The 19,356-nt window shown below is 51.9% G+C and carries 19 protein-coding genes and 1 pseudogene; 9 read left to right on the top strand and 11 right to left on the bottom strand.

Annotated features, from left to right (window positions below):
• Positions 1-21 precede the first annotated feature (21 nt).
• Entirely contained in the window at positions 22-663 is a 642-nt protein-coding gene (kdgA, locus tag F384_RS08930; RefSeq protein ID WP_046481169.1) for a bifunctional 4-hydroxy-2-oxoglutarate aldolase/2-dehydro-3-deoxy-phosphogluconate aldolase, read from the top strand.
• A gap of 71 nt (positions 664-734) precedes the next feature.
• Here the strand turns inward: kdgA and purT are convergent, their stop codons facing one another.
• Complete coding sequence (gene purT, locus F384_RS08925) at positions 735-1,913, bottom strand: formate-dependent phosphoribosylglycinamide formyltransferase (RefSeq protein ID WP_046481168.1); 1,179 nt, start codon at positions 1,911-1,913, stop codon at positions 735-737.
• A gap of 131 nt (positions 1,914-2,044) precedes the next feature.
• On the opposite strand from purT, the gene yebG reads away from it, so the two are divergent.
• The 4 genes from yebG to ptrB all read left to right on the top strand — a co-directional run bounded on the left by yebG (position 2,045) and on the right by ptrB (position 5,664).
• Positions 2,045-2,335 (top strand): DNA damage-inducible protein YebG, encoded by a 291-nt coding sequence (yebG, locus tag F384_RS08920; protein ID WP_046481167.1) that lies wholly within the window; start codon positions 2,045-2,047, stop codon positions 2,333-2,335.
• A 73-nt stretch (positions 2,336-2,408) separates the two neighbouring features.
• The gene (gene yebF, locus F384_RS08915; RefSeq protein WP_046481166.1) at positions 2,409-2,762 is read left to right on the top strand and encodes a protein YebF; all 354 of its coding nucleotides are present in this window, start codon (positions 2,409-2,411) and stop codon (positions 2,760-2,762) included.
• A 94-nt stretch (positions 2,763-2,856) separates the two neighbouring features.
• Positions 2,857-3,516, top strand: a complete 660-nt coding sequence (locus F384_RS08910; RefSeq protein WP_046481165.1) for a tellurite resistance TerB family protein — start codon at positions 2,857-2,859, stop codon at positions 3,514-3,516.
• Between the two features lie 87 nt (positions 3,517-3,603).
• Positions 3,604-5,664: an oligopeptidase B gene (gene ptrB / locus F384_RS08905; RefSeq protein ID WP_046481164.1), complete on the top strand. Its 2,061-nt coding sequence runs from the start codon at positions 3,604-3,606 to the stop codon at positions 5,662-5,664.
• Here ptrB and exoX read toward each other — a convergent pair.
• The 3 genes from exoX to F384_RS08890 all read right to left on the bottom strand — a co-directional run bounded on the left by exoX (position 5,661) and on the right by F384_RS08890 (position 7,343).
• A complete protein-coding gene (gene exoX / locus F384_RS08900; RefSeq protein WP_046481163.1) occupies positions 5,661-6,323 on the bottom strand; it encodes an exodeoxyribonuclease X in 663 nt (220 codons plus the stop codon). The genes ptrB and exoX overlap by 4 nt on opposite strands.
• 23 nt (positions 6,324-6,346) lie before the next feature.
• The gene (locus F384_RS08895) at positions 6,347-7,003 is read right to left on the bottom strand and encodes a carbon-nitrogen hydrolase family protein (RefSeq protein WP_046481162.1); all 657 of its coding nucleotides are present in this window, start codon (positions 7,001-7,003) and stop codon (positions 6,347-6,349) included.
• 109 nt (positions 7,004-7,112) lie between these two features.
• A complete protein-coding gene (locus F384_RS08890) occupies positions 7,113-7,343 on the bottom strand; it encodes a DNA polymerase III subunit theta (RefSeq protein WP_046481161.1) in 231 nt (76 codons plus the stop codon).
• A 137-nt stretch (positions 7,344-7,480) separates the two neighbouring features.
• Between F384_RS08890 and yobA the strand changes: the two genes are divergently transcribed.
• From yobA to F384_RS08875, 3 genes are read left to right on the top strand one after another with little or no spacing between them, the layout of a single operon-like run.
• Positions 7,481-7,855 carry a CopC domain-containing protein YobA gene (yobA, locus tag F384_RS08885; protein ID WP_046481160.1) on the top strand — a complete coding sequence of 125 codons (375 nt, stop codon included), beginning with the start codon at positions 7,481-7,483 and terminating at the stop codon, positions 7,853-7,855.
• Positions 7,856-7,857: 2 nt separating this feature from the next.
• Entirely contained in the window at positions 7,858-8,730 is an 873-nt protein-coding gene (gene copD / locus F384_RS08880; protein WP_046481159.1) for a copper homeostasis membrane protein CopD, read from the top strand.
• A 16-nt stretch (positions 8,731-8,746) separates the two neighbouring features.
• Positions 8,747-9,085 (top strand): YebY family protein, encoded by a 339-nt coding sequence (locus F384_RS08875; protein WP_046481158.1) that lies wholly within the window; start codon positions 8,747-8,749, stop codon positions 9,083-9,085.
• A 336-nt stretch (positions 9,086-9,421) separates the two neighbouring features.
• Here F384_RS08875 and F384_RS30675 read toward each other — a convergent pair.
• Together F384_RS30675 and F384_RS28235 are read right to left on the bottom strand one after the other, a co-directional pair.
• Positions 9,422-9,574, bottom strand: a pseudogene (locus tag F384_RS30675) (tyrosine-type recombinase/integrase); the annotation flags it as partial.
• Between the two features lie 238 nt (positions 9,575-9,812).
• On the bottom strand, positions 9,813-11,789 hold the full coding sequence (locus F384_RS28235) for an acyltransferase family protein (RefSeq protein ID WP_046481157.1): 1,977 nt from the start codon (positions 11,787-11,789) through the stop codon (positions 9,813-9,815).
• A 772-nt stretch (positions 11,790-12,561) separates the two neighbouring features.
• On the opposite strand from F384_RS28235, the gene pphA reads away from it, so the two are divergent.
• The gene (gene pphA, locus F384_RS08860; protein WP_046481155.1) at positions 12,562-13,224 is read left to right on the top strand and encodes a protein-serine/threonine phosphatase; all 663 of its coding nucleotides are present in this window, start codon (positions 12,562-12,564) and stop codon (positions 13,222-13,224) included.
• On the opposite strand, the gene F384_RS08855 is transcribed toward pphA, so the two are convergent.
• The 5 genes from F384_RS08855 to yebS all read right to left on the bottom strand — a co-directional run bounded on the left by F384_RS08855 (position 13,225) and on the right by yebS (position 19,271).
• Positions 13,225-13,416, bottom strand: coding sequence for a YebW family protein (locus F384_RS08855; RefSeq protein WP_046481154.1), 192 nt, complete (start codon positions 13,414-13,416; stop codon positions 13,225-13,227).
• Between the two features lie 101 nt (positions 13,417-13,517).
• Positions 13,518-13,754, bottom strand: a complete 237-nt coding sequence (locus F384_RS08850) for a YebV family protein (RefSeq protein ID WP_162200265.1) — start codon at positions 13,752-13,754, stop codon at positions 13,518-13,520.
• Between the two features lie 114 nt (positions 13,755-13,868).
• Positions 13,869-15,308: a 16S rRNA (cytosine(1407)-C(5))-methyltransferase RsmF gene (gene rsmF, locus F384_RS08845; RefSeq protein WP_052747003.1), complete on the bottom strand. Its 1,440-nt coding sequence runs from the start codon at positions 15,306-15,308 to the stop codon at positions 13,869-13,871.
• Positions 15,309-15,385: 77 nt separating this feature from the next.
• A complete protein-coding gene (locus F384_RS08840) occupies positions 15,386-18,019 on the bottom strand; it encodes a PqiB family protein (RefSeq protein ID WP_046481151.1) in 2,634 nt (877 codons plus the stop codon).
• Positions 17,988-19,271 carry a membrane integrity lipid transport subunit YebS gene (gene yebS, locus F384_RS08835; RefSeq protein WP_046481150.1) on the bottom strand — a complete coding sequence of 428 codons (1,284 nt, stop codon included), beginning with the start codon at positions 19,269-19,271 and terminating at the stop codon, positions 17,988-17,990. Before yebS ends, F384_RS08840 begins: the two co-directional genes overlap by 32 nt.
• Positions 19,272-19,356 lie beyond the last annotated feature (85 nt).

Genomic DNA, 19,356 nt, shown 5'->3' with positions numbered 1-19,356 from the left:
TCAGGCGAGAGAAAAACTCTGATGAAAAACTGGAAAACAAGTGCAGAAGCAATCCTGACCACCGGCCCGGTAGTCCCGGTGATCGTAGTGAATAAACTGGAACACGCGGTGCCGATGGCAAAAGCGCTGGTTGCAGGTGGGGTGCGCGTACTGGAAGTGACCTTGCGTACCGCCTGTGCGATGGATGCTATCCGTGCTATCGCCAAAGAAGTCCCGGAAGCCATTGTCGGGGCAGGTACAGTGCTGAATCCGCAGCAGCTGGCTGACGTCACCGCTGCTGGCGCGCAGTTCGCGATCAGCCCGGGCCTGACTGAGCCCCTGCTGAAAGCGGCAACCGAAGGTACAATCCCGCTGATCCCGGGCATCAGCACGGTTTCTGAACTGATGCTGGGTATGGACTACGGTCTGAAAGAGTTCAAATTCTTCCCGGCGGAAGCCAACGGCGGCACCAAAGCGTTGCAGGCCATTGCGGGTCCATTCTCTCAGGTGCGTTTCTGCCCGACGGGCGGCATCTCTCCGGCCAACTACCGTGATTACCTGGCGCTGAAAAGTGTGCTGTGCATCGGTGGTTCCTGGCTGGTGCCGAATGACGCGCTGGAAGCCGGTGATTACGATCGCATCACCAAACTGGCGCGCGAAGCGGTTGAAGGCGCGAAGCAGTAAGCTATCAATGTGTAAACCGTAGGCCCGATAAGACGCGTTAGCGCCACTATCCGGCCTACGGGCTCTGTTCCTTAACCTGCCACCTTCACCTGGGCCGCCGCGTTCTTCGCGCGTTCAATCGCCTCATCAACGCTGTCAGCCGCTGCCAGTGCTACACCAAGACGACGCGACCCCTCAATTTCCGGCTTACCGAAGAATCGGACCTGCAAACCGGCACCGACGGCGCCCTGAACATTGCCAAACGTCACGTCCTGACTGGTCAGTTGCGGTAAAATCACCGCAGAGGCTGCCGGACCATACTGACGAATGGCGCCTACGGGCAGGTCCAGGAAGGCGCGCACATGCAGGGCAAACTCCGACAGATCCTGAGAAATCAGCGTCACCATGCCGGTATCGTGCGGGCGAGGGGAGACTTCGCTGAAAATGACCTCATCACCGCAGACAAACAGCTCCACGCCAAACAGACCATGACCTCCCAGAGCTAACACTACCTTACGGGCAATGTCCTGAGCGCGTTCCAGCGCCAGTGCGCTCATCTGCTGCGGCTGCCAGGATTCACGGTAATCACCGTCTTCCTGACGATGACCCACCGGGGCGCAAAAATGAACGCCATCGACGGCGCTGACGGTGAGCAGGGTGATTTCAAAATCAAACTTCACGACGCCTTCAACGATCACCCGACCTGCACCCGCGCGACCGCCCTGTTGCGCGTAGTCCCACGCTTGCGCCAGTTGGGCTTCAGTACGAATGAAGCTTTGTCCTTTGCCGGAAGAACTCATTACCGGTTTGACAATGCAGGGATAACCGATTTCCGTCACCGCGTCGCGGAAGGTGGCTTCGCTGTCGGCAAAACGGAAGGTCGAGGTAGGTAGCGCCAGTTCTTCCGCCGCCAGGCGGCGGATACCTTCACGGTTCATCGTCAGTCTGGTCGCGCGTGCGCAGGGCACGACGTTCAACCCTTCCTGTTCCAGCGTCACCAGCATGTCCGTGGCGATGGCTTCAATCTCCGGTACTATATAGTGCGGTTTTTCCAGTTCAACGATGCGGCGAAGCGCGTCGCCATCCAGCATATTGATGACGTGTGAACGATGCGCGACATGCATGGCCGGCGCGTCGGCATATCGGTCCACCGCGATGACTTCCACGCCGAGGCGTTGGCACTCGATAGCCACTTCTTTACCCAGTTCGCCTGAACCCAATAACATCACCCGAGTTGCTGCCGGACGCAGCGCTGTGCCTAATAACGTCATGAAGATATCCCCCAACAAATTTGGCCGCAGTATATACGAAAACGTTTGCGTCTGTCTTTATTGCCAGGTTGATTTCAGCGGTAAAATAGAATATACTGTACATAAATACAGTAATATTAAGAGGCTGCAACATGGCGGTTGAAGTTAAATACGTAGTCATTCGGGAAGGTGAGGAAAAAATGTCATTTACCAGCAAAAAGGAAGCCGATGCGTATGACAAGATGCTGGATACGGCGGATCTGCTCGACACCTGGCTTGAACAATCACCCTTAGCACTGGAAGACGAACAGCGTGAAGCGCTGTCATTGTGGCTGGCAGAGCAAAAAGAGGTGCTGAGCACCATTCTTAAAACCGGTAAATTACCTTCTCCGCAGGCGGTTGAGAATGACGCCTCTGCCGGAGACGATACTCAGGCCGCCTGAATCTGACTTGCGCTCCTGACGTTTTGTACCATGCTTTTTCCTGAATCAATGTGCTATCGGGTAAAGGAAAAGTATGAAAAGAACAAGTGCGTTAATCAGCCTGTTGTTGTTAGGTGCCAGTCTGTCGGTGTCTGCTGCGGACACCGACAGTAAAACTGTGAAATTCCCCCAGTGTGAGGGGCTCGATGCGGCAGGCATTGCCGCAAGTGTGAAACGTGATTACCAGCAAAATCGCGTGGTGCGCTGGGCAGACGATCAAAAACGGGTGGGGCAGGCCGATCCGGTTGTTTGGGTGAATCCGAAAGAGATTACCGGGCAGGACGGAAAATGGACGGTGCCGCTAACCGTACGCGGGAAAAGCGCGGATATTCATTATCAGGTGAAGGTCGATTGCAAGGCCGGCACGGCGGAATACCGCCCGCAGTAGTGCGAACATTTGCGCATCTTTAGCGCTGGCAGACATTTCCTGACATCCCCTCGGGTACGCTTTGAGAATTCATTGTCAGTACTTGAGGGATAAAATGGCTAACTGGCTTAATCAATTACACTCTCTTCTCGGGCAAAACGGATCGTCTTCATCCTCCTCGGGTGAACAGGGATTAAGTAAGCTGCTGGTACCCGGTGCGCTGGGTGGTCTGGCAGGATTACTGGTCGCCAGCAAATCCTCCCGCAAACTGCTCAGCAAATATGGCACCAGCGCGCTGTTGGTTGGTGGCGGCGCGGTGGCAGGTACCGTGTTGTGGAACAAGTACAAGGATAAAGTCCGCGCGGCTCATCAGGATGAACCGCAGTTTGGCGCACAAAGTACACCACTGGATGTCCGTACCGAACGCCTGATCCTGGCGCTGGTTTTCGCGGCGAAAAGTGACGGTCACATCGACGCCAAAGAGCGGGCGGCAATCGAACAACAACTGCGTGAAGCGGGCGTTGAAGAGCAGGGGCGCGCGCTCATTGAGCAGGCGATTGAGCAACCGCTGGATCCGCAGCGTCTGGCGCAGGGGATCCGCAACGAGGAAGAAGCGCTGGAGATCTATTTCCTCAGTTGTGCAGCGATTGACATCGACCACTTTATGGAACGCAGCTACCTGAACGCGCTGGGCGATGCGCTGAAGATCCCACAGGATGTCCGTGACGGTATCGAGCAGGACTTAAAACAGCAAAAACAGGCGTTACCCGGTTAACCCAATACCTCCGGCGGCATGTTTCGCTTGCATCATTCGTCAGTTTTGCCACCCTTAGAGGGTGTATAAAGACGAAAGAACAATGACATGCTGCCGAAAGCCAATCGCATTCCCCACGCCATGACTCTCCATGGCGACACACGCATTGATAATTACTACTGGCTGCGGGACGACACCCGTTCGCAGCCGGATGTGCTGGATTATCTGAAGCAAGAAAACCGCTACGGACATCAGGTCATGTCTACGCAGCAGGCGTTGCAGGAACGTGTGCTGAAAGAAATTATCGATCGCATTCCTCCCCGTGATACTTCCGCACCGTACGTGAAGAACGGTTATCGTTATCGCCATCTCTATGAACCTGGATGCGAGTACGCCATTTATCAACGTCAGTCGGCGCTAAGCGAAGAGTGGGATGACTGGGAAACGCTGCTCGACGGCAACAAACGGGCGGCGCACAGCGAGTTTTACACGCTGGGGGGACTGGCGATAACGCCGGATAATACCATCATGGCGCTGGCGGAGGATTACCTTTCGCGCCGTCAGTACGGGATCCGTTTTCGCAATCTGGAAAACGGTAACTGGTATCCGGAGATGCTGGATAACGTGGAACCCGAGCTTGTCTGGGCGAATGATTCGCTGACCTTCTACTATGTGCGTAAGCATGAGACGACGCTGTTGCCCTGGCAGGTCTGGCGACACACCATCGGCACACCGGCGACGCAGGACGAACTGATTTACGAAGAAAAAGACGACACCTTCTACGTCAGCCTGCACAAGACGACATCCAAACATTACATCGTCATTCATCTGGCCAGCGCCACGACCAGCGAGGTTTTGCTGCTGGATGCCGAACTGGCCGATGCTGAACCGTTCATCTTCCTGCCGCGCCGCAAGGATCATGAATACAGCCTCGATCACTATCAGCATGCGTTCTATCTGCGCTCGAACCGTGAGGGTAAAAATTTTGGCCTCTATCGCACGCGTGTGCGCGATGAGAAACAGTGGGAAACGCTGATCCCGGCACGCGACGCTATCATGCTGGAAGGGTTTACCCTCTTTACCGACTGGCTGGTGGTGGAAGAGCGCCAGCGCGGCTTAACCAGCCTGCGGCAGATTAATCGTAAAACTCACGAGGTTGTGGGGATCGCCTTTGACGATCCGGCGTATGTCACCTGGCTTGCTTATAACCCGGAACCGGAAACGTCGCGCCTGCGCTATGGCTACTCCTCAATGACCACGCCGGACACGCTGTTTGAACTGGATATGGACACCGGCGAACGACGGGTGATTAAACAGACAGAGGTGTCGGGATTTGACGCCGCGAACTATCGCAGCGAACACCTGTGGATCACCGCGCGTGATGGCGTCGAGGTGCCTGTCTCGCTGGTTTATCATCAGAAGCATTTTCGCAAGGGACAAAATCCTCTGTTGGTCTACGGCTACGGTTCCTACGGAGCCAGTATGGACGCCGATTTCAGCAGCAGTCGCTTAAGTTTGCTGGATCGTGGATTTGTTTATGCCATCGTCCACGTACGTGGTGGAGGCGAGCTGGGACAGCAGTGGTATGAAGACGGTAAGTTCCTGAAAAAGCGCAATACCTTCAATGACTATCTCGATGCCTGCGATGCGCTGATCGCCCAGGGCTACGGCTCGCCCTCTTTGTGCTATGGCATGGGTGGCAGCGCGGGAGGAATGCTAATGGGTGTGGCGATCAACGAGCGCCCCGAACGCTTTCATGGCGTGGTTGCCCAGGTACCGTTTGTGGATGTGGTGACCACAATGCTCGATGAGTCGATACCCCTGACGACCGGGGAGTTTGAAGAGTGGGGGAATCCGAAAGATCCGCAGTATTACACCTACATGAAAAGCTACAGCCCGTACGATAACGTCAGGGCGCAGACTTACCCGCATCTGTTGGTCACCACCGGGCTGCATGACTCGCAGGTCCAGTACTGGGAACCGGCGAAATGGGTAGCGAAACTGCGCGAGCTGAAAACGGATGACCATCTGCTGCTGCTGTGCACTGACATGGATTCCGGGCATGGCGGAAAATCAGGTCGTTTTAAATCCTGGGAGGGGGTTGCGCTGGAATTTGCGTTCCTGATAGGCCTGGCGCAGGGGACATTGCCCGGCAACCGTGAGGCTTAAGCGTTATCCAGATAGTGCTTGAGCGTTAAGCGCAGTTCCGGGCTCATGCTGTCAAGGTTGTTAAACAGCCAGCGCAGATAGCCCGGATCGCGCTCAGCGACATCCGAGACGGCTTTGCCGCGATACTTGCCAAAGGTAAAGGTGGTCAGTAACCCTGGTCGCCCGGTGATGTCGACCATCTGCTCTGTCGTCCAGCCGGAGGTATTCATGATATCGATGAGCAGCGCGGCGGTGATATAACAGTCATAGAGCGCGCGGTGGTGGTGCAGTCCCGCAGGGGTTTGCACGTTCAGTTTGCGCGACCTGTAGAGCGCCATATTGCTGTACTTAATACCCGGCCACAGGCGGCGGGAAAGTTTCATGGTGCAAATCCACTCGCCCGGCATATCTGGCAGCACGCGACGGTCAAAGCTGGCGTTGTGCGCCACATACCATTCACTGCCGTAATAGTGGGGGATGACCTCTTCAATCCACGGCTTATCCGCCACCATCGCTTCAGTAATGCGATGAATCGCCATGGCCTGCGGCGAGATCGGTCGGTCAGGGCGCACCAGGTGGCTCATAGGGTTCACGATTTTACCATCAACCACGTCGACAGAGGCGATCTCTACAATCCCGCCCTGCAGGCCACAGGTCTCAGTATCGATGATGCGCAGCATGGAAAACTCCTGACCGAAAACGATTAGCGTAATGGAATGATATCACCTTGCCAACCCTGCGCGGTGCGCTGTCCGGTTAATAATAGCGAACCGCGATCGGCGCGGACAATAAGTTGCCCGCTTTCATCCCATAATGCGCTACTCCCCCGCGCATTGGCCATCAGTACGGCAATCGAGAATTTATGCGAGAAATGCTGTAACCGCGACGTTGAGGTGAGCAACTCGGGTTCGCTGACGCTTTGACTGGTCGTAAAAAGAGAACATGCCGGATCCATATCGACACCTTCCGGTTGTTCATCCACCACGTTGATGGTTTTCAGGTCTTCGCACAGACACGTACCGTGGCTTTGATGAAACAGGCGCGGAGAGGTCATCCCCGGGGCAAAAACAGCAATACCAGGGACAAAGCGGTTGTTATGCTCGACCGGAAGGCCAGCAATAATCGTCATGCGGTGCGCGTGGGCGGCCTGAGAGAGCGGCTGTAACAGACTGATATCCGGCGGTGCGGGCAGCGACTGCGATTCGTCCATACAACCGAGTAATGAGAGTGAAGGAAACACCAGCAGTTCACACTGTTGTCGGGCTGCCGCGTCGATGAAATTCAGATGGTGAGCGATATGTTCGCGAATAGATGTTTTTAGCGGTTCATACTGCGCAGCAGCTATTTTCCAGCGTGACATAATGACTTCCTTTTCATATTGTCTACAATCATCCTTAAATCATAGAATAAGAATATACTTATACTGTAGCAGGCAATATGTAAGGATATGTAACTCTACATCAAAAATATTATTTGGGTTTGGGCTCATACGGCAAGCGAGACAACGAAACGGACGCCAGACGGTGGGCGATCAGACGCTCGCGGAACCATTCGCGCAGATGGGCGGGTTGCTCGCGTTCTACGACTTCGGCGACAACGGGCATGTTGTAGCGCTCTTTAAACGCGACGCCAGCAGCGGCCAGGTCAACGTTTACCTTGTCCATTTCAGCCTGTTCGAGCTGAGCCAGATTTTTGTGCATGGGCTTCTCCTCCGGTGTTGCGCGCAAAAGTTACTAAGAGTCTGCCAGAATGGCAAGCCGCAATTGAAGATTGTCGACGCGAACATTATTGAAGGTTATCCTCTCTGGATAAGGCATAACAAAAGGGAATAGTTGATATGGTCTCTCCTGCACGTACTTTTCGTTATACGCTTCTTTTTCTGGCCTCCGTTCTGGCGACGCCGACCGTATGGGCCCATGCGCATCTGACACACCAGTATCCGGCTGCGGATGCAGAAGTTACTGCCGCGCCGCAAGCGCTGACGCTCAATTTCTCTGAAGGTATCGAGCCCGGATTCAGTGGCGTGACGATTACCGGTCCACAGCAAGAGGGAATCAAAACCCTTCAGGCGAAGCGTAACGACCAGGATAAGAAACAGTTGATCGTCCCGCTTGATGAAACGCTGAAGCCGGGTCAATACACGGTGAACTGGCACGTGGTGTCCGTCGATGGACATAAAACCAAAGGGCAATACACGTTTAGCGTGAAATAAACATGCTGACGCTGACCTGGGTTGCACTCCGCTTCATCCATTTTACCGCCCTGATGCTGGTGTTTGGCTCTGCGCTCTACGGCGCGTGGCTGGCACCGGTATCTGTCCGCCGTCTGATGAGTCGACGCTTCTTACGTTTGCAACAGCATGCAGCATTGTGGAGTTTCCTGAGCGCGTTACTGATGCTGGCTATCCAGGGTGGCCTCATGGGGTCCGGCTGGCAGGATGTTATCTCTGTACCTGTCTGGAACATGGTATTGCAAACCCAGTTTGGCGGGGTGTGGCTCTGGCAGATTGTTCTGGCGCTGGTCACGCTGGTTGCTGCGCTGATTGTGCCGCGTAATTTACCGCGGCTATTGCTGCTCTTAACCCTCGCGCAGTTTGCGCTATTGACGGGGGTTGGGCATGCCACGTTGCACTCTGGCGTTATTGGCGCGCTCCAGCAGACAAATCATGCGCTGCATTTAATTTGCGCTGCCGCCTGGTTTGGCGGTCTGTTGCCGGTGATTTACTGTATGCAGATGGCAAGAGGGCGCTGGCAGCAGCAGGCGGTTTACACCATGATGCGTTTTTCCCGTTATGGGCATCTTGCGGTGGCTGGCGTGTTGCTAACCGGTATTGCCAATATCCTGTTTATACAGGTTTTTTTAGTTCCGTGGCGAACCGTGTGGGGGCAACTGCTTTTGCTAAAATGTGCACTTGTCCTGCTAATGGTGGCAATCGCGCTGGCGAATCGGTATCTTCTCGTACCACGAATGCGCCAGGATAGTCGACGCATCAATCTGTACTTTATCTGGATGACGAAGATCGAATGGGGAATCGGCGCCGTCGTGCTGGCAATCGTCAGCCTGTTTGCGACGCTGGAACCGTTCTGAGGGACAGGCAAAATTCATGAAAAAAGTGATTCTTTCTTTGCTGCTTCTGACCAGTTCAGGGGTTGCGCTGGCGGCGCCGCAGGTCATCACCGTGAGCCGCTTTGAAATTGGCAAAGACAAGTGGGCGTTCAATCGCGAAGAGGTCATGCTGACCTGTCGGCCGGGAAACGCGCTGTATGTGATTAACCCCAGCACACTCGTGCAGTATCCGCTGAACGATATCGCGCAAGAGCAGGTGGCAAGCGGCAAAACGACGGCACAACCTCTGTCAGTGATTCAGATTGACGATCCGGCAAAACCAGGTGAAAAAATGAGCCTGGCACCGTTTATTGAACGAGCAGAAAAGCTCTGTTAATTCCCAGAAATATCTTTCTGATTTCCAATAAAAAACCGCAAGCCTTCTGAAGAGGGTCTTGCGGTTTTTACATTTCAGTCAGTGACCACTGCCGTTTTTTTCCGGCCGCATAAGCCGCGGACTGGAAAACCTGGCGTCGTCATCTATTCTTAAAAGGCAAGGCGACTTAGCCTGCATTAATGCCAACTTTTAGCGCACGGCTCTCTCCCAAGAGCCATTTCCCTGGACCGAATACAGGAATCGTATTCGGTCTCTTTTTATCTATCTGTTTTACATGGTGTTTCTTCGTCTTAACCCGAAAGAACACAAAAGTTACTCGAAATTTCCATATCCTGTCTAAACCATAACATACTCTGCACTGCGTGCGTCCAGGTATTTTTTGGTCATTGTTAAATTTTTGTGGCCCAGTAAGCGTTGAGCGAAATCCTGTCCAGGCTCACTCTCATACAGCCACCCGGCCAGACTTCTTATCTCGGACAAGAGGGTGGGTATGAGTATGTTTTAAAAAAAGGTGAAAACGTCACGCAAATACTCTTTAAGAGAGAGACCAGTCACCTGCAACAGGAGTCACATCAGGTTTTAGGTTAATTACACCTGGCAGTCAGTAGTTTTTTTCTTCATGATACTGCTCCAATAGTGAGTGGAATCCCACTGGGGAAACATCACTTGAAATTGACCTCATCAAGGTAAAAATGGACAGTTTTTACATGTCTGTCCATTTTACATATTAAAGTTGAGTGGATTCTAAAACTTCTTGCACTCCTGCAAATGATAGATGCGATCCTACGTTATATAAAGCTCCATGCTGTGTTAGAATTTTACATTTTCCAGAATTACATAAAGTATCAACAGGTTTTATTTTTAACAGTCTTTTTTCGTTATTGAACAAAACATCTAGTTTATTTCCTAAGTCATTTGCTTTCATTAGGCCTGAGATATCTTTCTCGTAATGATCTTCTGTTATTTTAGCATTTGATGTCTTGATAAGGCTGAAAAATTTATTTTTAACATCTTCTTTTACTGAAGGTATTGGATATACGATTATTACTTTGAACCCTTTATCTAGCAGTTGTGTAATATTTTTTCTGTAGGATTCCCAGGCAACACTACTATCAACAAATTTACCTACAGTGATGTTTTTTATACCGTCTGATAACGGATTTTGCGTTTCTACTTTAGGATACGCAAATTGTTCATAGTTTGTTGCAATAAAAATAGTTGTTTTATTTTTATCTTTGATTTCATCAAGAACCTTCCATCTTCTTCTGTTAACTTCTGGACATTCTGCAACGTTTCCAAACCAAAGACCTGAAACAAACGGGCATTGTTCATAATCCATTGCAATTAGTCCCTTTCCTTCTTTTAATAACTTATTTTTTAATGAATATGTAAAACTTCCTGCATAGCTATCACCAAGCACAATTACAGAGCCATCTCCAAATTTACACGCAGAAAATGGATCGCGCATCGTACATGATGTGGATAAAATATTACCCCTTAATTTTATTCCTTGCGTACCAGTAAGCCTTTTAAACTCTGGTTGAGAATAGTTTTCATACATGTCCCTTGCAAGTGGTGTCAAGCGGGATGGTAATCCGTTGTATTGAATGTTAATTATTGAACCAGATAACACTAGAGCAATTAAAGGTACGTAAAATATAATGTTATATTTAATATGTGGATTTTTTCTGAATACATTTTCTACATATGTATAAGTAATAATGGATAAAATGAATGTAATTGATGTGAGTGCAGCAAAAGAATGCCATGTAATATGGTCATTTTGTATTCTGAAGAATGCAAAAACGGGTTGGTGCCATAGATACAAGGAATATGAGATTCCGCCAATGAACACTACAAGTCTAACCCTAAATGGGGAAGCGCATAATTCCCCACGTAGAGATCCAACAATAAAACAGCATGTTCCCAAAACAGGAATTATAGTTATAAATGAGGGGTGCAGTATAGAATCATCATATGAAAAAAATGAGATTAATATTAGTGTTATACCAGTTGCAGTAATAAGTTCGGCTGTTTTTTTCTTTTCTATATGTGTTACAACCCACGCGCATAATCCACCCGCAATTAACTCCCATGCTCTTGTCTGCAACATATAGAATGCATAACTAATATCATTATGAGATTGATATATTGCATAGAATAATGACAAGAATAATATAACGATCAGAGGAGGGAGAATTTTCCCTTTTAAAATTTTATGAAATATATAAAGTAGAACGGGAAATATAATATAATACTGCCACTCTACGGAAAGGCTCCATGTATGTAATAATGGTTTTAGCTCACTTGCGCTTGATGTATAAGGATCTTCGTTATAGAAAAATATGTTAGAAGTAAATGAAATTGCTGACAGTAGAGAATTACTGAATTTTATAAGGTCTGAAGGAAGCAAAAAATAGTATGCTGCCAATGATGTTGAAAAGAGTACAAACAATAATGCGGGGAAAATTCTTTTTATTCTTTTAATGTAAAAGTTTGCAAAAGAAAAAGATTTGTTTTGCAAAGAGTGTCTAACAATATTTGTGATTAGAAAACCTGACAAAACAAAAAATATGTCCACCCCAAAAAAACCACCAGGCAAAACGGTGTGACCTGAAATATTCAACTTAGCGTGGTAAAAAATAACAGCCATTACAGCTAAAGCTCTAAGTCCATCCAACTCAGGCCTAAATTTAACTGACATACTAGTAACCTTAAAAAATGAGCCTTCCTTTCATTGCGCTGGAGTTTAACATCTCTGACGACTCTGATCAGCACCTGATCCCCTATCAATTATAGAATACTGTTCATATATACAGTGTGAATTGAGGTGGCAACCATATGCTTCTTATCGCCAGCGGTTGACTACACTGGAAGACCTTTAACGGTAAAGATAATTTGTGGGATCTTGATGAATAGCCGTGTTTTGGAGACGACAGATAGGTATGCGATGATCGACGTATCACTTGAGGCATATAAGAAACAGGTTAGATTTGTAGCTGTTGCGTTGAACCCAGAACACATGGCAAAGAGAGTCCACAGGATACGCCCCCTGGGTGTCCCGATTATCAAGGACTGCTCAGGGAGTCTGACACCAAGAAAGTGGTAGATTTTTAATATTTTAATTAGTTGTAGTCCATTCCTGAGCTCTCGTATTTTAATTTTTTCAAGGGTTCTTGGGGTTTTAGGCGTTTTGCCCTTACATTCACACGCAGTCGCTTTACCTATTTCGTCTTCGTAGAAAACCAATGTTCATAACCTTAGCTGTATCAGAAACCGTGTAATTTTGATCGAAAACCAACGGAGTCGATTCACGTTTGAATTCGGAACTAAAATTTCTTCTTTTCATTGGGGTACCCGTGTTGTTCTGAGATGGGCATATCACCTTTGTTCAGGTGGCCGAATTCACTACAGTCAGACACTTTTTGTTGCTACTGCTAAACTTGAATCAGGGCGTGACAGAGGACAAAACGCTCATGAAACAGCCTGAAAACAGTTACCAAATGATCGAGGGGGCACACTGGCGCCACATCTGGGTGGTCGGGGATGTCCATGGCTGTTTTGCACTGTTGATGGCGAAATTACGGGCCTGTCGCTTTGATCCCTGGCAGGATTTGCTGGTCTCGGTGGGCGATCTCATCGATCGTGGTCCCGACAGTTTGCGCTGCCTGCAACTGTTGCATAAACGCTGGATGGTAGCGGTCAGAGGGAATCATGAGCAGATGGCGATAGATGCCCTGCGCACGTTGCAATGGTCGCTATGGACGATGAATGGCGGAGGCTGGTTTACGATGTTGCCTGCGCAGAAGCGTCATCAGGCCATGCTGGCACTGGAGTATTGCCAGCAACTGCCGTGGATTCTGGAATTGCATTGTCGCGAGGGGATGCATGTGGTGGCTCATGCCGATTATCCGGACGACATCTATCAATGGCAAAAGCCGGTTAACCTGACGGAAGTATTGTGGCGGCGTGCACGACTGAGTGCGCATCTGGCGGGAGAAGGGCGCGCGATTACCGGTGCGGACCATTTCTGGTTCGGTCATACGCCGCTGCGTCAGCGTATTGACAGCTACAATCTGCACTACATTGATACGGGGGCGGTATTCGGCGGTGAGTTAACGCTGGTACAACTGCAATGATTAAAAGTCACTGTATTGCTGCGCGGGTGCCCAGAAGCCATCGATAAAATCCTCGACCGGAAAGCAGCCACCCTGGCGAATCCGTTGATCGTTCATATAATACAGGCACTGCTGCTCGGTATCGTAAACATCCACTACGATATCTTCGCAACCGCCATCCAGATAACAGACAAACAGAACCAGTGCGAACATCCTATCCTCATTTTGTACAGCCCTGACAAAAGTGTAGGAGGAATTAACGCAAGCGGGAAGGGGGAAATAAATAACCCGCCGGCAGACGGGTTCTTTTTGAATCAGGCAAGACGCATGATCCAGGCATCAGACTGTCGATCGTAATGGTTGCGGAAGAGGACCGAATGTTCTCCGTTGAGAATGGCAGGAATGCTGGTCTCATCGTCCCAGGCATCCAGTTGCATGCATAAATCCGGATCGGATTTACACGGAATGGTTAACGTTCGGTCTCCCGGCGACTCGCCGTGTAACTCGGCATCGTCAATTTCAAAGGCGCCAATGCGCACACTGGTTTTCATCATCGTGCTCTCCGTTGATTCGCTGATTGTGGTACGACCAGTTAGACCGTCCATTTCTCAGCGTAGACAACGCAGACAAAAGCGCCAGTCAAAAAATGCGCAAATTTTCCTATTTCAGACGTTACGGGTAAACAATTTGCCATCGCGAACCAGTTCACGCGGGTAACTGTTTTTCAGCCGCGAACCGATCCGTTTGGCAAGGCCAATCGGCTGGTGCTGGAAGGTCACCAGCACATCGTCAGTGGCTGGGGCGGTCTGCGGGTAGACATCGCGCCCGCGATACCACTCTTCCGCCTCCTGGTGAGACAGTTCAAACGCACAGCGGTGATTCACATCAGCCAACGCGATAACCGCTTCGTGCTGCCAGCGATAGCCTTTGTTATGGGTTTCAGCCAGCTTAATGCCGAGGCGGGAGAAGCGGACTTTACCGATCAGCGGTTCAATCTCCGCCGGGAATAGCCAGACCTCTTTATCACGCTGCCAGAGATGCAGGTTTTCACCCCAGAGCAGGCCGAGGGCGCTAGCCGCCTGAGTTACGCTCGCGGCTTCGCGACCTTTGACGGGGGTAAAAGGGAAGTTACCCACTTTGTACTTCGGCGCAGGCAGCGCGGGAATGGACGTCGTTTTACGCAGACGGGCAACGAAGAATCCTTCGCAGTCATAAATCTGCGGAAATACATGCAGGAAACCTTCTGCTGTCAGCGCCTGAGTCGCCTCAGGGAAAAGATCGCCTAACGGTAAAAATTCTACCGCCTCAGGCCAGGTCTCCTTCAGCCAGGCCAGCACCGATTCGTTTTCTTCACGGTTTAATGTACAGGTCGAATAGACCAGCGTGCCGCCAGGGCGCAGGGCGTGAAACGCACTTTCGATCAGTTCGCGCTGGGTTGCGGCAATCTCATGATTACTCTCAACGGACCAGTTTTTTAGCGCATCCGGATCTTTTCGCACGACGCCTTCACCCGAGCAGGGGGCATCAAGCAAAATCGCGTCGAACATTTCCGGCAGCGCCGCGCCGAATACGCGGCCGTCAAAATGGGTCAGCGCCACGTTATTGATCCCGCAGCGACTGATATTGGCATGCAGCACTTTCACCCGACTGGCGGAGTACTCATTCGCGAGAATCGCCCCACGATTGCCCATACGCGCCGCGATTTGCGTGGTTTTTGAACCCGGCGCGGCAGCAACGTCCATCACGCGGTTCGGCGAATTATCGTCGGCAAACAGGGCGGCAACCGGTAGCATGGAGCTGGCTTCCTGAATATAAAACAGACCGCTAAGATGCTCGGCGGTACTGCCTAACGGCAATGCATCCTCATTGTCGCGTTCAATCCAGAAGCCCTCTTCACACCAGGGAACCGGCGTTAGCGACCAGCCATACGGGGCAGTTAAGGTGAGAAAATCGGCAACCGAAATCTTAAGCGTATTCACACGGATGCTGCGGCGTAACGGGCGCTGGCAGGCGGCGAGAAAATCATCAAAAGAGAGGTGTGCGGGCATTGCCTCGCGCATTTGCGTCAAAAAGGCGTCAGGAAAATAAACAGCGTGTTGAGTCACGGGGGAGCACCACCGGCAGTAAAACAAGCGCGCAGTGTAGCATAAAGGCTCCGGCGCGAGCACGCCGGAGCCTGACATTAACGTGGTAGCGCAGTACCCCATTCACGCCACTCTTTCGGCTCACTTTCCAGCAGCAGGAAGTGTTTCCCCGCCTGCGCTTTCGGCGCCAGCGGAGTGCCTGGCGGTGTGGCGAAGGCAATACCGCCGCGAATGAACTGATTAAAGGTGCCGGTCTTCACGACGCCGCCCGTCAGGCCAAAGTCCAGACTGTATCCGGAGGCCAGCCAGAAGACAGAGTTGTTGCGAACCAGGTGCTGGTAACGTTGACTGATGCGCAAGGCGATCATCACGCGGTCAGACAATGTGCCAAGCGTCATACCGGTTACCGTACCGACTTCAATTCCACGGAACAGCACCGGCGTACCGATCGCCAGCGAACCCGCTTCGGGAACTTCGAGTACAATACTCAGCCCGTCAAGATAGCGAGAGTCAGTAATGGTCGCTTCCTGCAACTCGAAGTCTCGACGCGGATTACCCCGACCCGGCTCGACGTTGATGTAGGGTTGCAGGATAGTGTCGAGGTGCTCCACGCCAGCGGCCGAGATCTGCGGTGTAATCACGGAGAAGCGCGTCCCGCCACGGGCAAAGGTCTGCACGTATTCCGGATACAGTACCGCCTTCGCCTGTACCTCGTTGCGCGAGGTAAGCAGTTCAAGCGTCTGAATCTGTCCGATATCAATGCCGAGGTAGCGAATAGGCATCCCGGCCGCCAGTTTCCCGGCATCAAAGGCGTGGAGTGTGATTTGCCCGCCGACCGCGCGCGCGGCGGTTTCGGAGGCATACAAAATGCGCTTATCGCCTTTGCGCTGGCTGGCGCTGGCACCGCTCAGGTTGTCAAAGCTGATGGCCCCTTTCAGTGCACGCGACAGGGGAGAGGCCTGCACGGTCAGGCCGCTACCGTTGAGTTGCACTTTGGCCCCGCCTTCCGCCCAGAATACGCTGTTGCTGGTCAGCAGGTTGCGGTACTCCGGCTTAATGTGGAGATCAATATCAAAGGCGTCGGCGCGGGGGCGTACGGTGATCACTTCACCCACCTCAAATTTACGATACAGCACCACAGAACCGGCCTGCACGTCCGGCAGCGTTTCCGCACGCAGACTCAGGGTGGTGGTCGGCAGATCGCTCAGACTGTTCTCCACCGCTTTTTCCAGGTTGGCATACAGCGGATAACTGGACTTCATTTCCCCCTTGCTGCCCGGCAATATGCGGATACCGCCGCTTAACCATTCGCTGGCGCTGGCGCCGAGGAACTCAACGCCATCCAGACCCACTTTGACATCCACACGACTGTTGACCACGAATTTACTGTCACCCTGAACCAGATCACGATGCTGTGGATCGACCGCCACGGTGAACTCGACTCCTTTGCTGGTGAGCTTACGTTCGATCACCTGGCCTACCTGGACACCGTGGAGGATCAGCGGTTGACCCGCATCGATGCCATAACTTTCGGGCGCGGTCAGGGTAAACGTCAGAACGTCTGGTTCGTGAAGCAGCGCTTTTTCACCGGGAACAACCACGAACTCGCTGCGCGATTCACCGGTACCGGGCACCAGTTCAAAGGTTTTGCCCGTCAGCAATGAGCTGATGTTCGCGTCACTTAGCGAGAGTTTGGGGCTGCGCAGTTCAATGCGTGTGCCATCGCGTAACAGCGTCACGACGCTGGGGTCAACGGTCATTTCGCCGGTGACTTTACCGCCCGGCTCTAAATTCAGTTTGGTGAGCTCACCCACTTCCAGCCCCTGATACATGAGCGGCGTGGCGTTCGCTTTCAGCCCTTCGCCGCTGGGCAGTTCGAGCTTAACAATGACGCCGCGCTGGCTGTGCGCCAGGTCGGTGTACAGGCCAAAGGTATCATCCTGTTCCGCGACCGTTGAGTCGTCCGGAGAGTCAAAGGCGATAGCGCCGTTTACCAGGGCCGCCAGACTCTCGAGCTTGACCTTCGCACCGCTCAGACTGATGTCTGCATTGACCCCTGAAACATTCCAGAAACGGCTGCCTTTCTTCACCAGGTTGGTAAAGCGGCGTTCAACCAGGACATCGATAGTGACGCCCTGTTTGTTTGGGTTAATGCTGTAATCGTAAACTCTGCCGACCGGGATCTTACGGAAATAGACCAACGAACCGCTGTTCAGCGACCCCAGATCGGGCGCATTGAGATGAATCATCAGATCGCCGTTATCCAGGCGATATTTCGGCTGGGTATCGAGGGCGACGAAATGATCTCGCTCTTCGCCTTTACCCGGCATCATGCCGATGTAGTTACCGCCAACCAGCGCGTCAAGGCCAGAGACCCCAGCGAGCGACGCTTTAGGTGTCACCAGCCAGAACTGCGTCTCTTCGCGCAGGGCATCTTTCATGTCGGACTTGATGCTGACTCGCACCTCAATTTTACGCAGATCCTTACTCAGGCTGATGTCCTGAACCGTACCCACCTCGACGCCCTGATAGCGAACGGGCGTGCGGCCCGGGACGATGCCATCCGCAGACATGAAGTCGATAGTCACGGTGTTACCGCGATCTTCATAGCTGTTCCATATCAACCATCCCGCAATCATTAATGCAATCAGCGGGAGTAACCAGAACGGTGAAATACGGCGTTTAGTTTTAATCTGCGCTTCAGTCTGCGAAGCGGGCGTTTCCTGACTCATGTGCATCCCAAAGTAAGCGGCTGTCCAGCCATTCCACTGCAAGAATAGTCAAAATGACCGCTGAGCCGAAATAAAACGCAGCCGGTCCCATAGTAAAAGCAAGAATCTGGTCGCGGTTAATCAGCGACATGGTTAAGGCGATAACAAAAAGGTCCAGCATCGACCAGCGACCGATCCACGTGACCAGTCGCAAGAGCTGCATACGCGTGCGTAAACCCTGTTCACATTTGAACTGAATGCTGAGCAACAGCGTAAACATGACGATCACTTTGGTGAATGGCACCAGAATACTGGCGATAAAGACCACGGCGGCCACGGCGACGTTGCTGTTCGCCAGCGACAGGATACCGGACATGATGGTGTCTTCCTGTCGCCCACCGTTCACGTAGATAACCGAGATTGGCATCAGGTTAGCAGGCAGCAGCAAAACAATCGATGCCAGCAACGCCGCCCAGCATTTTTGGACGCTCTGATTTCGGCGCACCCGCAAGGGAATATGGCAGCGCGGGCAGCGTCCACGCGGATCCGGATAGCCGGTAAAATGACAACCGAGACAAATCCGCAACTGCTCGTCCGGGCGCTTTGCCGGTCGCTGTGGATAAAAACGCTCCCACAATTGCTCAATGTTCAGATGCGACAGCGTCAGGATGCTGAGGATCACCAGCGCGATGAAGGCGTAAAGCCCCACGCCAGGCTGCAAAAAGGCGTAATCCTGAACTTTAATCGACGCCACGCCAATGCCCACCAGATAGATGTCCAGCATCACCCACTCTTTGAGTTTTTCCAGCATCAATAGCACCGGGCGCAGATTCATGCCGAGAATATTGCCGAACCACAGGTAAGCAATCGCGGTCACGAGGATCAGCGGCGCGCCCGCGACGCAAAACAGTACCATCGTCGCGGTAATGGGATCGCCTTGCTTTGTCATCTGCCAGATCCCCTGCATCACGTTGGCATCAATGCGGATGCCCAGCAGATAGATATGCAGCAGCGGCTCGCCCCAGGCGAAAGGCATCAGCAACAGCATGGTAACTGCCATCGCCCCCAGGCGCGTCAGCGACCAGTCGCGACCATCACGAATTTTCGCCTGGCAGCGGGGACAGTACGCGCTCTGGTGAGAGCGCATCTTCGGCAGACTAAACAGCAAGTCACACTGAGGACACCGCTGATAGTGCGCACGAGGCAGTGCTTCGCTGATGGATCGGATCGCTATTTTTTTCGTTGGCGTGATCTGGGGTGTCTTGAGAGCCATGTATCGCGAATCAAAGTGTTAGAATTATGTAATCTTAACTCATGACGGGAATGATCTTGAGCATTAACGCATTTAATGCTTATTT

This window comes from Citrobacter amalonaticus Y19, from assembly GCF_000981805.1.
Taxonomy (GTDB): Bacteria; Pseudomonadota; Gammaproteobacteria; order Enterobacterales; family Enterobacteriaceae; genus Citrobacter_A; species Citrobacter_A amalonaticus_C.
Note: the sequence above shows the minus strand (reverse complement) of the source record. Positions and strands in the feature narration are given on the sequence as shown.